Raw genomic sequence first — 13,880 nt, 5'->3', positions numbered from 1 at the left:
AAATTTCAATCCGACGCCAGTTTTCCCTCTGTTTCCTCTTCCAGTTTCTTAAGGCCCCGCTGTTCGAGTGTATTGAGGAAGTCGAAAAACCCTTTCCTGTCTACATAAGGCTGAACATTCCCCTCCACAGAAGCCCTCTCCCTGCGTTCGAATAACTGGTTCATATGGGGATGGTTTGAGAGGTTGACCTGAACCACGGGCCTCTCAGAGGCAAGCTGCCGGACTCTGCGAACGCTGGCCAGATATTGCTCCGCGTGATCCAGGCCTTCGAAATTGGTGCCCATGCCGCCGACGACAAACGCTCGGTATTCCCTGCTACCTGCCTTGGCGAGAAAGTCCACGGACATGGAGCCCGGCGTATGGCCTGGGGTTAGATAGAGCTTCAGGGTAGTATCGCCCAGGGTCAGCGTCGAACCGTCGCGCTCGATCAATTCAAATTTCGGCAGAGAGAAGGCCCCGTACGGGTCTTCCCGGCTCTTCTCCACCTGCTGCTTTGCCAGCGCGAGGTCGGCGGCGGCCATGACTACTTCACTGCCATATTGCGACTGCAGGTACTCGGCGCAGCCAAAGTGATCCGAGTGCCCGTGGGTAATCACTATGTATTTAATATCGGCCGGGTCCAGGCCCAACTTGCGCATATTGTCCGGTATCCAGCGCCCGTAGGGACTCTCCAGGGTATCCACCAGAATCAACCCGGCGCTTGTCGCGATGACGTAGGAGGACACCCATTTGTCGCCGACATAGTAGACGTTGTCGAACAGCTGGAACGGCTCCCTATAGCCCTTTTCCGGATCCTCCGGCGGAATCTTGTCAGTAGTGGTGGCTATGGCTGAGCCTGAAAGCCCGAAGAGCAGGGCAATGGTGAGAAGGTATTTCATTGAATTCTTATTTTTTGTGGTGGGGGAAGTTCTGCCTTCGACCTTAACACCGAGCACAGGTTCCGCTATTCGAAAGGCACAGTGAAGGCGGCGGGCTGCGAGTGGGGGAGCCAGGGGTAGAATCGGCGCTTTGCCGCGCCAGCTCTTTTGCCCAGGGAGCTGAGACGCCTGCGATAATTCGTCGCGGTGATTGATGGTCGCCGCGGAACTCACAGCGGGTCCCGCAGGCACCGGGAGGCTCTTTTCCAGACGGTCAATGAGCGCTTGCCCCGGCCGTTGGCGGCACATCCCTGTGCCGCCGGTTAATCCGGTTATCGACATCGCCGGATTGCTAAATAGTAGAGTTCACTATGAGCGGATTACTGCAGTTCCCAATTGCCCCGCTGGTATTCCAGCACCGACAGTCGTCCCTGATCGAGGAACTGGAGATTCTGGACCTTGAAGGGTGCCTTTAGTCCGGAGGCCACCAGTTTGGCTGTGTCGATGGGTACGGTCATTTCGCGCAGGCCAGCGTCCAACCACTCCGCCTGGTAGGCCAGTAAAACCGGTTTGGTTTCGCCGTTGCTGTCGGTGCCGAACACCAAAGCGCGCGCTTCGTAGCGCCCGGCATCGCGCACGTCTATCGACAGTTTCAGACTGTTTGCATCGCTGTCGACTGCAGACACGGCGGCGGTTTCCCGAAAAATATCTGCAGCCACTACCGCGACGCGCTCGATAGGCTCGTTGCGTGCATTGCGCAGGGTAGAGCGCACTTCGATCCGCCACAGTTCGCCGGGCACGGAGGGGGAGTTCACCGAGATCGGCCAGTTCACGCTGTAGTCGTCGCCGCTCTGTTGGCCACTGACAGGATAGCGTTTGCCATCTGGTGCGATCAGGGTTGTATCGATGGACTCGAGCTTGGCGACGTTACCGCTGGGCCGGGCATTCAGGACCAGCCGGCCGGAACGGGAGAAGCGTTTTGTCGGTGCTTTAACGTCCAGCGCGATATCGCTGTGCTTGTCCAGCACGTAGACGATGTATTCGGCATCGCTTCTGGCATTGCCGTTGGCCTGCAGCGTGAACTTGCCTCGCCCCATATCTTCCGGCACGCGCATGACATGGGCGCGGCCGTAGAGCTTGGGAAAGTTCTGCCTCAGACCTTGGGACTTGCGATACAGCGCGATACTATCGTCGTCCACCGGGCGGCGCTCGCTGCCGTTCGACAGCGTCATACCCTTCGGAATTTCGTCGTTGACCAGCCGCTTGCCATTCTTGCTGCGATCGAGTGGTGAAATCTGAATGACGGCCTGCTTGGCGTCCATCATCAGCTCAGCGCCGCGATTCAACTCGGCGCCACTCACTTTACGAAAGAACACATGGCTCTGCTGCTCGCTGCCAGTGTCGGCCAGGTGCTGCTCGGTTGCCGGATCTACAGTTTGGGAAAAATGCATCTGCGCGCGGCTCTTGTTGATAACTTCCTGGGCAGACGCAGAGGCGGTGACAGCACAAATGACCAGTGCGGTTTGGATGAGTATGGATTTCATGGTTGCCCCCTTAAATGTCGTTTCTCAGGATGACGTCGAGGTTGAAGCACTTCCGCCGGCTCTGGTTGTGGCTGAGCGGCTCTCCGCCGCGGGTCCTGCTGTAGTCGTAAAACCAGAGGTTGCCCGCAGCGTTCTGTGACGTGCAGTTCAGGAAGCCGTCGGAGCAGCTGTCCAGCCATGCCTGGGTCACTTCGAGCCCGAGGTTTTCGGTATAGCCGCCACAGTAGCTGTCGGAGTCCCATACAGCAGTTTCCACATCTGTGCCGACAACATTCCAGAAGCCCACCGGCAGCGATGGCCGCCCAGACGTGCCCAATAGCCAGTTGTCGTTGTAATAGGCCATCCAGCTGGTCTGTTGCATACGCACCGCGTCATTCTGGTAGCCAAGCAGCCAGCCTACAGATGCTTCAAATACGTTCCCCGACATTACCGCATCGGCCAGCGGAGTCCCCGCGCTGGACGCCGCGAGCACATCCACCCAGCGGGTATTGTTGATAATGGTGGGATAGCGGCTGTCCCAGGTGGGGTTGGAGAGTATCCAGCGCATGACGTTGCCGCCGTTGGAGTGGGTGACGACAACTAGGTCGTCGATATTCATGGACTCAATAAAGTTATAGAGCTGTGTCGCCAGGCAACCCGCGGCGGCATCGTCCCACATGTATTCCTCAAAATCGCAGTTGACCACCAGCAGGTTGCTGCTGGTAGGCAGCCCCTGGCGAATGGATTCCACCATCTCTGAGGTCCAGTAGTCGTTGTAGGCATCCGACTGGTTGCCGGTACCATGCACCAGTGCGATACCGGTGGCGGCCAGTGATGACACTGGTGCAACCAGTGCCAGCAATAGCGTTACTATTAGGGAAAATTCTCTCGTATTCATCGATCATTCACCTGTTTGTTTCTCTTATTTTTTGAACAAGAATGAAACGTGAAGTGACGACTGGCTAAAGTGCGTTGCTAGTTGTTCTTCACGTTTCGTGTGGTACAGGGGTGCTTATTCCCGGGCACCTTTTTACGGCGTGATACATCGTTACAACGTGATACTTTTACAGCTTGATGAAACGAGCACGGCAGGACACCGGCTCGCGATAAATTCTACAGTGACCATCTTTGCAAAAAAGGTCATTTCTGTTGTTGGAAGCGTATTGATCTGTTTTTTGTGCGCCAGTGCAAGAAAATCTCTCTGTCAGTGACGCGATGACTTTGACAATAAAGTTGTGACTTTGAAGTCATGAATCTGCTATTCGAAAAAACTTTGTCATGGTTCTTTCGTACAAAATTTTTTGAAGTTTTCAGTGGGGCTGGAATTGGAAACTATTTGAATAAGGCGCCGAAAGCAGGGGGCGATGCTTTCGAGAGTTGTGCGGAGTTTGATTTCCATGACCGAGACAGCGGCAGGGGAGGGGGCAGGGATAGCCGAAACTGCCGGCGCTCTCTGACCCTGTGCTGGGGAAACGGTCGATGTGGGCTACGTATATTTCCACAGGCAATCAATAGTGTTATTGCCGCGAATAGTATTGACTGGAAGGGGCCAATGGTGGACACATTGGCTTATCATCGTCATCTTGTTAAACGTCCGGGCCGCCATAGGATGTGGTGTTAATTCGGCGGAATGGTTGAGCGAGCGTTTGGGTTTTTGCATTTGTCCTTTGCGGACCACTTTGCTGGCAACGCTCTTCTCGCTTTCAGTGGGCAAATGTCTGTCTAGATCGCCGCAAGTACACTACCCAGTACCAGCGTCAGGCCGATAAGCAGCAGTCCCTGGACGATGGCGATCGCGATGGCTTTCAGGAAGCCGGTACCCAGCACCAGCATATAGGCGATGGCAGCCAGCGGTATCGTGATCAGCATGCCGTACTGTTCTGTCACGCCGGGAATCATACCGCCGACGAAGCGCTGGATCATAACAGCCAGCAATAGGGCGAACAGGCAGTAAAAGGCGCCGGTATTGCGCGCTCCCATCATGGCGGCCGCCATTTTCAGCGGCAGCACCAGGACGGCCACCACGACGATCAGAAGAATGATAAATTCCATTACAGACTCCTTATCAGCAGGTCTTTGTAGATATTCGCACAGAGCGCCCAGCACCGCTACCGGCGCAGCGATCGGCGTCCGGCAGTGGTAAACTGCGTGCCTTTACCCCCTACTCGCGGGAAGGCTCCAGTTGATCTGCGCGCTCCGCGAGCGCAAGCGCTGGTGCTGAACTAAGTGCCGAACTAAGTGGAAAGAGAACTATGGGTTATTTCGTCGGTGCCTATGCCACTGCCCCAATCACCGAAAGCTGGGATCCCGCCATTCAGGCGGAATACCTGGACGGCCTGAAAGCCATGCCGAATGTCCGCGGCCTGGAGCATCCGTTTACCGGTGCACTGCACGCCGAGGATGACGACTGGTTCCTGTCGGCCATCGACCCCGCCTGGGACTTTGTCTTTACCGGTATGCCGGGCGTTATGGACCGGTTGGGTGAGAATGCGGCGTTCGGTATCGCTTCCGGTGTCGAGTCCGGGCGGCAGGCTGCGCTGGCCTTCTACGAACAGGCCAGGCAGGCCATTCTCAAGCTGAACCGCCATCTCGGCCGGCAGGCCGTCAAGGCGCTGCTGATCCACGCTTCGCCGCGCGTTGGCACGCAAGCCGCGCCGGATGCAGTGGCCCTGCAGGCCTCGCTGGAAACCCTGGCGTCCTGGGACTGGGATGGCGCGAAACTGGTCCTCGAACACTGCGATGCCCACGTGGAAGGGCTGGCTGCGGCGAAGGGCTTTCTGCCAATTGAGGCGGAAATCGAGGCGGTGGCCAATGCCAACCGGGGCTCCGATAGCTCGGTCGGCCTGTGTATCAACTGGGGCCGCTCGGCGCTGGAAGCACGCAGCGTGGACGGACCGGTAGCGCATATCGAGGCGGCGCGGGCGGCGGGCCTGTTGCAGGGATTGATGTTTTCCGGGGTGTCCGGTGATGAGAGCCCTTACGGCGCCTGGCGCGATACCCATATGCCACCAGCACAGGCTTTTGGTGTCCCGGCTTTTGAACCCACTTCACTGCTGACAGAAACCGAGTTCCGCCGCTGCCTGGCAGCCGCCGACTATCGCCAGCTCGACTTTATGGGCGTCAAGATCGCGGTGCGCCCAGATAGCATGAGCCTGGCCGACCGGCTTGCGCATATTTCCAGTGCGCTGCATATCCTGGATCGGATTGTCGATTAAGGGTTTTTCCGCTGCCGGCATGGCGCGCTACGAAAAGTTGTAACAAGGTGAAACGATGTCTGAATCGACGTATTTTTATGAGCCCGCCAAGGGGCACGGCCTTCCCCATGACCCCTTCAATGCACTGGTGGCCCCGCGGCCGATCGGCTGGATTTCCTCGCAGGATGCAGCCGGCAACCTGAATCTCGCGCCCTACAGTTTCTTCAATGCGTTTAATTACCATCCACCGATCATCGGTTTCTCCAGCGTCGGCTACAAGGACTCCGTGCGCAATATCGAGGCTACTGGTGAGTTCTGCTGGAACCTGGCAACTCGCCCTCTGTCCGAAGCTATGAACCAGACTTCTGCGGCGGTGTCGGCAGAAGTGGATGAATTCGAACTGGCTGGGCTTTCCACTGAAGCCTCTTCAGTTATCGGGGTGCCGCGGGTCGCTCAGAGCCCGGTATCCATGGAATGCAAAGTCAGCCAGATACTGCAGCTGGCCGGCGCCAACGGCACCGAAGTGGAGACCTGGGTTGTGTTCGGTGAAGTCGTCGGTGTGCATATTGCCGGGCACCTGCTGAAAGAGGGTATCTATGACATCGCCGCCGCCGAGCCCATTTTACGCGGTGGCGGTGCCGGTGATTATTTCTCTGTTGCCGCTGCTCAGCGCTTCCAGATGTTTCGGCCGGAATAGGGAAGGTCGGCCAGTGACCGGGATGCGGGGTTAGCTCACAGTCTGGTGAGGTCTCCCGAGGCACTCTCTGCATTTCCTGCGTATAAGGGAGGCGGTGGACACATTTATACATACGGATAAGGGGAGTGACGGGCTTGTCACCACTGACGAGCTGGCGGAGGTACGTAAGATGATACGCGAGAAGCGCAATCAGTGATTCGTGCCGGCGTCGCCCGATCCGAACAAGGGGGCAATAGCGGAAAAGTATCGCTTTGCGAACTCAGAAACTGGACAGTACATCGCGGAGATCTCTCCCCAGCTCCGCGGGCTCGGTCACCCAGACACTGTTATCCGGGCCCGGGAATACCCCTATCTCGATCCCGTCCCGTTCCAGGCCAGAGAGCCACTTTTTCAGGAACTGGGGCAGGGCAATACTTTTCGGCGCCAGGCCCGTCTCGCCGCCGGCATATTCCGCGGCGAAGTCGGTGCTCGGCCACACCGGGAGGTACTCAAAACCGCCATCGTCCTCCGAATGCAATTTCAGGAAGCAGTCGTGGTCGTCGATCAGTATCCAGATCTCCCTTTCTTCGCCCACAACGTCCAGAAAGTACTCAAATCGATCTTCACAGCTCAGGTCAAAGACTGCTGCTAACTCTTGTTTGTCCATAGTGTGACTCGAAACGCTCAATTCAAATACGGGGGAAGTTTTCGGAATGATAACTCAAAGTGCCCGGATGGGCGTTAGGAATTGTGGTGAACAGTGGCTCGAGCAGCGTAGCACCTGGGCGGCAGGCGACTCGGGGCATTATGGATCAATATTAGACGCTGAACGGATTTACAGGCTTTTAAGTCCGATGATGTCGCTGGTAACCCGGTCAAGCCTGTTGCCGGGTTACCAGCAGTGATTATCGATAGCGGCGCGCAGTCTGATATCGCTGCGGACTTCCTTCAACTAAGCGTATTCTTCGGCGAGAAGTTCCACAGTAATGTCTCGGAAATACCCAATCCGATAGCGCCACACAGGCAGGCGGTAATGACCATCCCGATACTGCCACTCAGGAAGCAGTCGAGGTTACTGCCACATTGCTGTGCCGTGAATAGCTGGTTGGCGATACCGAAAAACAGGAACGCGGCAATGGCAAGAAAGGGAATCGGAAACAGCAGGTAGAGCCGGGCGCTGTTCCAGGCTGACCGGGGTAGTATGCCGCCGTGGCGCTGTTTTCGCTGCAGGATCGACAGGGATATCGGGATGAGGAGTACAAGGATGTAGGGAAAGAACGGAAAAAACAACAAACCACTGATAATGGAAACGAGAATCATCGCACTGAGAAAGAACTTATAGACGTTATAGATGCTCACAGTCTTCTCCTTGACGGCTTTGCGGTTTTATATTTTTTGTGCGTCGAACAGCATTTTGTGGAGTGATCTAACTCCAGTTTGAATTAGTTATTATTCGTTCGTCTGCTGATACCGATTCGATGAGCGGGCGTTAACTCCTGTACAGAGGCCGGCAGGTTGCCCCGTGGCGGCGAGAATTTTTTAACGGTGTCAATTTAAAAAATATACCAATACTTGCAATCGGTAAACGTGAATTCCGATATAAGAAGCTGACATTGTATTCCCAGTTGTCATTGTGGCGCGTAAGGTATGTTTATCGGAGGAGGGGAATTCCAAGGCGGAAGCACGCAGTCGCGGCGGCGGTAATTTCACGTGTGAAGAGTTTGCGCTCCGTCACACTATGTGGCACCACGCTTTCAAGCCTGCGCTACTTTGCCCTTGGGGCGGGATATTCGTCCCAGTCCACTCTTCTCGCTTTCCAGTATCGGTCTTTCCAGTAGTAATCGGTCAGCCCCGAAATGGTGACGCCCCTCGAGGTCGAGGCATGAAAAAACTTGCCATCCTCGATATAGATACCCACATGTCTGACTTTGTGACTGGTTTTAAAGAATACCAGGTCACCGGCGCGGAGGTTGCTCCGTTTGACTGCCTTGCCCACCTGGGCCTGATATTCGGTCGTGCGCGGGAGCTCAATGTCGAGCTGGTCACGGTAAGTGATGTAAACCAATCCGGAGCAATCTATACCGCGCCTGCTCATGCCTCCGAGCGAGTATCTTGTACCTTTCCATTTGCGATACTGGGAATATATTTTCTTCTTTATCGCTGCGGAATCGCTGCGGATCGGTTCCTGTGTGCTTGGCGGCAGGGCTCTATGTGGGGACTGCTGGTAGGGCGCCAGACTGCAACCCGCTGTCAACGTGGTTAGGGACAGGAGGAGGATCAGCAGCAGTTTCTTAGGCATACGTCATTCCCTGCGTAGAATACGCATTGTGCCCGTAGCTGGGGCAGAATCCCGGTATTGCTTATCTCGTAGAACCGGCCGGGGGGCTGGAGCGATTGCCTGCAGTTGTGGCTCTCTGGCGGAGGGTTCAACAGGCGATCAATGGACCTATAGTGCAATTTTTGACCTGAATGCCTGCTGAATGTCGAACAGGAAAGATAGTGGCCGAGACCCAATGTATCTGATCGGGGCAAAGTCGGAGATTCCGGTTTCATCATCCGACTTTGCCCTCCATTGATAGAGGTGGGATAACGGGCAGTACTATGCGGTCACAGCTTCCACATGCCGCTTGAAGTTATTCAGGATGCTTTGCCAGCCCTCCCGCTGCTGCTCGATGGAGTGGGTGTGCTCGCTGTCGAAGCTCGCCCGTACCGTCACCGCGTCCTCGCCATCGATAAACTCTACCTGCGCCTCGCGGCCGCCAAAAGCGTACTCGATCAGGCTGTTTTCGACGACCTTGGTATAGGTTCCTTCAAAGTCAAAACCCATGCTGCCGTCCTTGGCCTCCATGCGCGAACAGAAGGCACCGCCCTCGCGCAAGTCAACCGTGGCGCGGGTGGTATGCCAGTCATCGGAGGCGGCGTTCCACTGGGTGATATCTTCGGGCGTGGTGTACGCCTTCCAGACCTGGGCGATAGGCGCTGCTACCTGGGCCTCTACGGTTATTTTCATTATTTTTTCTCCCATAAAATGTTTTGCTTTGATGCCGCAATTTTCTGAATAAACAGGGTAGTTCAACTTGCCCTTATTTTCTTGCCGGTAACAGCGGTATTCAACCATCGGCCTGCCGAGCCTCCAGCCCATTGAGCTGGCATATGTCCAGTGTTGTGAAATATGTCAGCAACGGAGGCCCGCTAGCACTTACACATTCAACAGCAGGTGTTCGCGCTCCCATGGTGAGATCTCCCGGTGGAACTGTCGCAGTTCCTCCAGTTTGACTTCCGCATACAGCTGGCAGAAGTCCTTGCCCAGGCCCTGATGAACCTCTTCCGCATCGGCGAAAATACGCAGAGCCTCATCGAAGGTCGTGGGAATATATGACTGAGCCCGCTGCTGATCATCCAGCTCGCCCTCGGCCGGCGCTCCCGGTTCGACTTTGTTCATCATGCCCAGGTAGCCGCAGATCAGGCTCGCGGCGATGGACAGGTACGGATTGGTATCCACGCCGATCACACGGTTCTCCAGGCGGCGATCCTGGGCCCCGGAATGTGGCACGCGCAGGCCCGTGGCACGGTTGTCGTAGCCCCAGGCAATATTGGTTGGCGCGCTGGAGTTGGCTGCGGATTCAAACCGCCGATAGGAATTCACGTTGGGGGCAATAAACGGCATCACTTCAATAAGGTGTTTTTGCGTGCCACCGATAAAGTACCGGAATAGCTCTGTCGCATTGCCGTGCTCATCGGAGAATATATTCTGCCCGCTGGCAATATCCACCACACTCTGGTGCACATGCATGGCGCTTCCGGGCTGATCGCGCATGGGCTTGGCCATGAAGGTGGCGAACATGCCGTTGTTCAGCGCTGCTTCTTTAATGATGCGCTTGAAATAAAAGACCTGGTCCGCCAGCAGCAGTGGATCTCCGTGGGTGAGATTGAACTCAACCTGGCCCGCACCATCTTCCTGGATCACCGAGTCGATATGCAGGCCGGCAGCCTCGGCATAATCGTAAATGGTATCGATCACCGGGCCGTATTCATCGACCGCCGACATCGAATAGGATTGCAGCGCCGTGCCGGAACGCCCGTTGCGACCGACGGGCGGCTGAATCGGTTCATTCGGATCGATATTCGGTTGGGTCAGGTAGAACTCCAGCTCGGGAGCAACAACGGGCTTCCAGCCTTGCTGCCGATATAAGCCGATCACGTGCTTCAACACGTTCCTCGGGGCACATAAAACTGGATTGCCGTCGAAATCCCGCAGGTCGTGGATGATCTGCAAGGTCGGCTGCTTGGCCCAGGGGGCCGCCATCGCCGTGGACATATCCGGCACCAGCACCATATCGCTTTCGGCCCACTGGTTGACGATATCCATCTCCACATCCTGGCCGGTGATGGTCTGGTAAAAGATAGAAATCGGCAGGAAGATCGGCTTGTCCGGTGCGAAGTTTTTCAGTGGCATCGCCTTGCCACGGGACATACCGTTCAGGTCGGGAATGATGCATTCCACCTCATCCACTCTGCGGCCATTGCGATAAGCCTGAAAGGCTGCGGGTAACTCGTCCAGCCAGGCACGGCTATCAGACTGACTCATGGTAACTCCAGCGGGGTAAAGATTAGTGCCAACAGTGTAAATGATATGTCAATGAGACGGGTGGTTTAGATAAGGGTTGGCCCGAGATCTGGACTGCTTCAGATGACGATTCTTGACAAAGATTAACCAGCGTTAGCCCTCCCTGACATTCGGCTCGCTATGCTGACCCTGTCGATACAAACGGCACGGCCAACAGGTTCAGTGGCCGTTCAGTATCGGTAACCGATGATCAAACTACACATTCAGTGATTGCCCGATTAACCGTAAGGAGCTTGTTATGAACAATCAAAACTGGAAAAAAGTCATCGCCAGTCTCGGCTTCGCCGCGGTAGTGAGCGTTCCGGCACTGAGTATCGCCGCCGACGTCGATCACGCACATAAACATGGCCACGGACATGGTCATAGTGCCCAGTTTATGGAGCAGCGTTTCGACAAGATGGCCGAGCAGCTGGCGTTGACCGAGGGCCAGAAGGCGCAGATCCGCGCTGACCGCGAGGCTAATCAGGGCGAGCGCATGGCGCTGCGACAGCAGGCGCACAAACTGCGCAAGCAGATCCAGGTTGCCCTGCGCGAGGGGGTCGACCAGTCGGCACTGGACGGCTACGCCGCTGAACTGGGCGCCCTAGAGATCCAGAAGATGCAGCAGCGCCATGAAAGCCGCCAGCAGTTTCTCGCGGTACTGACTGACGAACAGAAGGCGGAGCTGGAAACACTGAAGCAGAAGCGCATGGAGAAACACCAGCAGAGAATGCAAGATCGCCTGGAGGCGCGCAAGGCGCAACAGATGGACAGCTGATGCTGTGATCTTTAAAGCGCGGCCCGGTTAGCGCTGCTGACCGCGCCGCAACTTGTTTAAAGTCCCCGCCCCGAACGGCAACCCCTTATACGGGTTCCCTCAATTCCCCTTCTTCTCATTGCGAAGCTGCAGCGGCTGGTTGAATTGTGCATAGGTATCCGCTAGCTGCTCAGCGGCTTCTGTCTCACCGCATCGGTACAATATCTCGATCACGCACTCGGCGGTACAGAGGCCGCCCTCCGGCTGGTTGCGGCGCAGGCGATAGCTGGAGCTGCCGGCCGCCTCAATAACCGCGCGTGGTGCGGACTGTAAATAGGGGCTGCGGTTGTAGATCTTTCGCGCCTCCTGCCAGGTGGCGTCGATCAGTATTACCTGCTCGTAGTCCTCGAGCGGCGCGGGAGGCGCATCTTCGCCGGGATATACCAGTACCGCCTTGCCTCGTTCAATTGCCTCCACCAGCGCCGCATCCGGCTCCCTGCGTGCCCAGACAACGCGTTTCACCAGGTTGCCACATTGTTCCAGGGCCAGCGCGCCGGTATTGGTCTTACGCTCGAGTTCGCGTTCGTGGGTTAGCAGGGTGATTTTCATATCAGCGCTAATCAGGCCCGCATGCGGGATTACCATTGGAGATTGGTGGCCATTGGAAAGGCGTGAATTGCTTAACTGTCGCCGTCTGCCCCGCTTTCTCTGGCGGATCAGGGTCCGCCAGCGAAACAATATTGCTACGAATGCAGGGACTACGTCAGTAGCTTGCGGAAACCAGGTCGCTGGTCTCTTCTGCACATTCGTGAAGTTGCGCTATCAATACGCGCGCGGCCGGCGAAGGCGTGGTGTGACGCCTGAGTGTAATCCCAATGGGACGGTAAGTGTCATGCAGGTCAATCGGTAAAGTCTGCAGCAACCCTGCACGTTCATCATAATACACCTGGCGACCGGAAAGCAGTGCCACACGGTCACTCTCAAGCAGCAGGCCGCGCACCGTGGATAGGGAACTGGTTTCCACGGTTTGGGCCGGAAGTGGTAACCCGCGCTCGGCCAGGTAGCGGTCGAATAATCGGCGCGCGGGGGTACTGCGGGCTGGCAGTACCCATCCGAATTCCATCAGGTCTAGCAATTCCAGTTCTTGCTTCCCGGTCAGAGGGTGCCCACCTCGGGCCACGACTGCCAGCTTGTCCTCAAACAGTGTTTCTGTGGCGAGGGTGGCGGAATTTTCGAGATCGCGGGTGGCACCAATAATCAGATCGAGGTCGCCATTGCGCAACGAGGACTCCAGCAAGCCGTAGGGCCCCTCCTGGGTGCTGATCTGTACCAGCGGGTGACTCTCCAATACCCGGTGAATTGTCCGCGGTGCCAGCAGGGTCCGAGAATAGGGTAGGGTGCCTACGACCACGCGACCTCGAATCTCGCCCTCCAGGCTTGCTATGTCATCCAGACCGTGCCGGATTAGTGAAAAAGCCAGCTTGATGTGGCCGACCAGGGTTTCGCAGAGGACAGTCGGTCGGTGTGCTTCGAACAGGGGGGCCTCCAGCAGTGACTCCAGTTCGCGCACGGAAGCGTTTATCGACGCCCGCGTCACGCGCAGTTGGCTGGCGGCCCGACTTACATCCCCTAGTTCGAATACTGCGACCAGGGCGGAAAGACGCCTGTGGCTGATATCCATGGAAAAGATCGGGTTGTGGCGGCGGGGGGTGTCCCGTAACTGTGCCCATGCCGCGCCGGCGGAGGCAAATTCTGCCTCCACTTGCCGTACCCGTTCTACCAGTAAGTTACCCGCTGCGGTGGGGATAACCCCGTGGGCGGTGCGGTCGAACAGGCGTTTTCCCACGTGAGCTTCCAGTTGATTGAGTGCTTTGGTAATTGCTGACTGGGAGCGGTTGAGTAGTTCTGCCGCATGGGTAAGGCTGCCGCAATCTGCTACGTGACGCGCCGCCTTTAGCTGGCGTAAGCCGGGTAAATCGTTAGGCGAGAGGTGCATGGTAGGCATCGTAACCTTTATATTTTTTCCTAGCATAACGGAATAGGTACAGCCCGTCAGTTTCGGCGTACTACTGTCAGAAACTTTTTTTCATGGTTGAACAACTCGAATGCATTAGACCAGCTACCACCCTCTCCCTAGGATCTAGGTACAAAAAAATAAATCACCTTATTAAAAAATGGCAATCAATAGCCATCATCAAACACGTTCATAATCGTGTCTGATTTTGTCGTGTTCGGGTGATTGAGAGAAAGCGAGAAGTGCAAATTAA

The 13,880-nt window shown here is 56.3% G+C and carries 14 protein-coding genes; 3 read left to right on the top strand and 11 right to left on the bottom strand.

What is annotated here, in order from left to right:
• Nucleotides 1-5 precede the first annotated feature (5 nt).
• The 4 genes from IG168_RS00870 to IG168_RS00855 form a co-directional block, all read right to left on the bottom strand.
• On the bottom strand, nt 6-878 hold the full coding sequence (locus IG168_RS00870; protein WP_193161253.1) for an MBL fold metallo-hydrolase: 873 nt from the start codon (nt 876-878) through the stop codon (nt 6-8).
• Nucleotides 879-1,237: 359 nt separating this feature from the next.
• Nucleotides 1,238-2,401: a DUF4785 domain-containing protein gene (locus IG168_RS00865; RefSeq protein ID WP_193161252.1), complete on the bottom strand. Its 1,164-nt coding sequence runs from the start codon at nt 2,399-2,401 to the stop codon at nt 1,238-1,240.
• A gap of 10 nt (nt 2,402-2,411) precedes the next feature.
• Nucleotides 2,412-3,278, bottom strand: a complete 867-nt coding sequence (locus IG168_RS00860; protein WP_193161251.1) for a hypothetical protein — start codon at nt 3,276-3,278, stop codon at nt 2,412-2,414.
• A gap of 824 nt (nt 3,279-4,102) precedes the next feature.
• Complete coding sequence (locus IG168_RS00855; RefSeq protein ID WP_193161250.1) at nt 4,103-4,432, bottom strand: hypothetical protein; 330 nt, start codon at nt 4,430-4,432, stop codon at nt 4,103-4,105.
• Nucleotides 4,433-4,632: 200 nt separating this feature from the next.
• On the opposite strand from IG168_RS00855, the gene IG168_RS00850 reads away from it, so the two are divergent.
• Nucleotides 4,633-5,595 carry a DUF4862 family protein gene (locus tag IG168_RS00850; protein ID WP_193161249.1) on the top strand — a complete coding sequence of 321 codons (963 nt, stop codon included), beginning with the start codon at nt 4,633-4,635 and terminating at the stop codon, nt 5,593-5,595.
• 55 nt (nt 5,596-5,650) lie between these two features.
• Nucleotides 5,651-6,271, top strand: a complete 621-nt coding sequence (locus IG168_RS00845; RefSeq protein WP_193161248.1) for a flavin reductase family protein — start codon at nt 5,651-5,653, stop codon at nt 6,269-6,271.
• 259 nt (nt 6,272-6,530) lie between these two features.
• Here IG168_RS00845 and IG168_RS00840 read toward each other — a convergent pair whose 3' ends face one another.
• The 5 genes from IG168_RS00840 to IG168_RS00820 form a co-directional block, all read right to left on the bottom strand.
• Entirely contained in the window at nt 6,531-6,917 is a 387-nt protein-coding gene (locus IG168_RS00840) for a DUF2750 domain-containing protein (RefSeq protein ID WP_193161247.1), read from the bottom strand.
• 281 nt (nt 6,918-7,198) lie between these two features.
• Nucleotides 7,199-7,609, bottom strand: coding sequence for a hypothetical protein (locus IG168_RS00835; protein ID WP_193161246.1), 411 nt, complete (start codon nt 7,607-7,609; stop codon nt 7,199-7,201).
• Nucleotides 7,610-8,015: 406 nt separating this feature from the next.
• On the bottom strand, nt 8,016-8,549 hold the full coding sequence (locus IG168_RS00830; RefSeq protein ID WP_193161245.1) for an NlpC/P60 family protein: 534 nt from the start codon (nt 8,547-8,549) through the stop codon (nt 8,016-8,018).
• 300 nt (nt 8,550-8,849) lie between these two features.
• Nucleotides 8,850-9,260, bottom strand: a complete 411-nt coding sequence (locus IG168_RS00825) for an SRPBCC family protein (RefSeq protein WP_193161244.1) — start codon at nt 9,258-9,260, stop codon at nt 8,850-8,852.
• Between the two features lie 189 nt (nt 9,261-9,449).
• Nucleotides 9,450-10,838, bottom strand: a complete 1,389-nt coding sequence (locus IG168_RS00820; protein WP_193161243.1) for a glutamine synthetase family protein — start codon at nt 10,836-10,838, stop codon at nt 9,450-9,452.
• Between the two features lie 277 nt (nt 10,839-11,115).
• Here IG168_RS00820 and IG168_RS00815 point away from each other — a divergent pair, with 277 nt between their 5' ends.
• On the top strand, nt 11,116-11,634 hold the full coding sequence (locus IG168_RS00815; protein WP_193161242.1) for a Spy/CpxP family protein refolding chaperone: 519 nt from the start codon (nt 11,116-11,118) through the stop codon (nt 11,632-11,634).
• A 99-nt stretch (nt 11,635-11,733) separates the two neighbouring features.
• Here IG168_RS00815 and IG168_RS00810 read toward each other — a convergent pair whose 3' ends face one another.
• Both IG168_RS00810 and IG168_RS00805 read right to left on the bottom strand, forming a co-directional pair.
• Complete coding sequence (locus IG168_RS00810; RefSeq protein ID WP_193161241.1) at nt 11,734-12,222, bottom strand: tRNA-uridine aminocarboxypropyltransferase; 489 nt, start codon at nt 12,220-12,222, stop codon at nt 11,734-11,736.
• Nucleotides 12,223-12,376: 154 nt separating this feature from the next.
• Nucleotides 12,377-13,609: a LysR family transcriptional regulator gene (locus IG168_RS00805; RefSeq protein WP_226876392.1), complete on the bottom strand. Its 1,233-nt coding sequence runs from the start codon at nt 13,607-13,609 to the stop codon at nt 12,377-12,379.
• Nucleotides 13,610-13,880 lie beyond the last annotated feature (271 nt).

The organism is Microbulbifer hainanensis, assembly GCF_014904735.1.
GTDB classification, from domain to species: Bacteria; Pseudomonadota; Gammaproteobacteria; order Pseudomonadales; family Cellvibrionaceae; genus Microbulbifer; species Microbulbifer hainanensis.
Note: the sequence above shows the minus strand (reverse complement) of the source record. Positions and strands in the feature narration are given on the sequence as shown.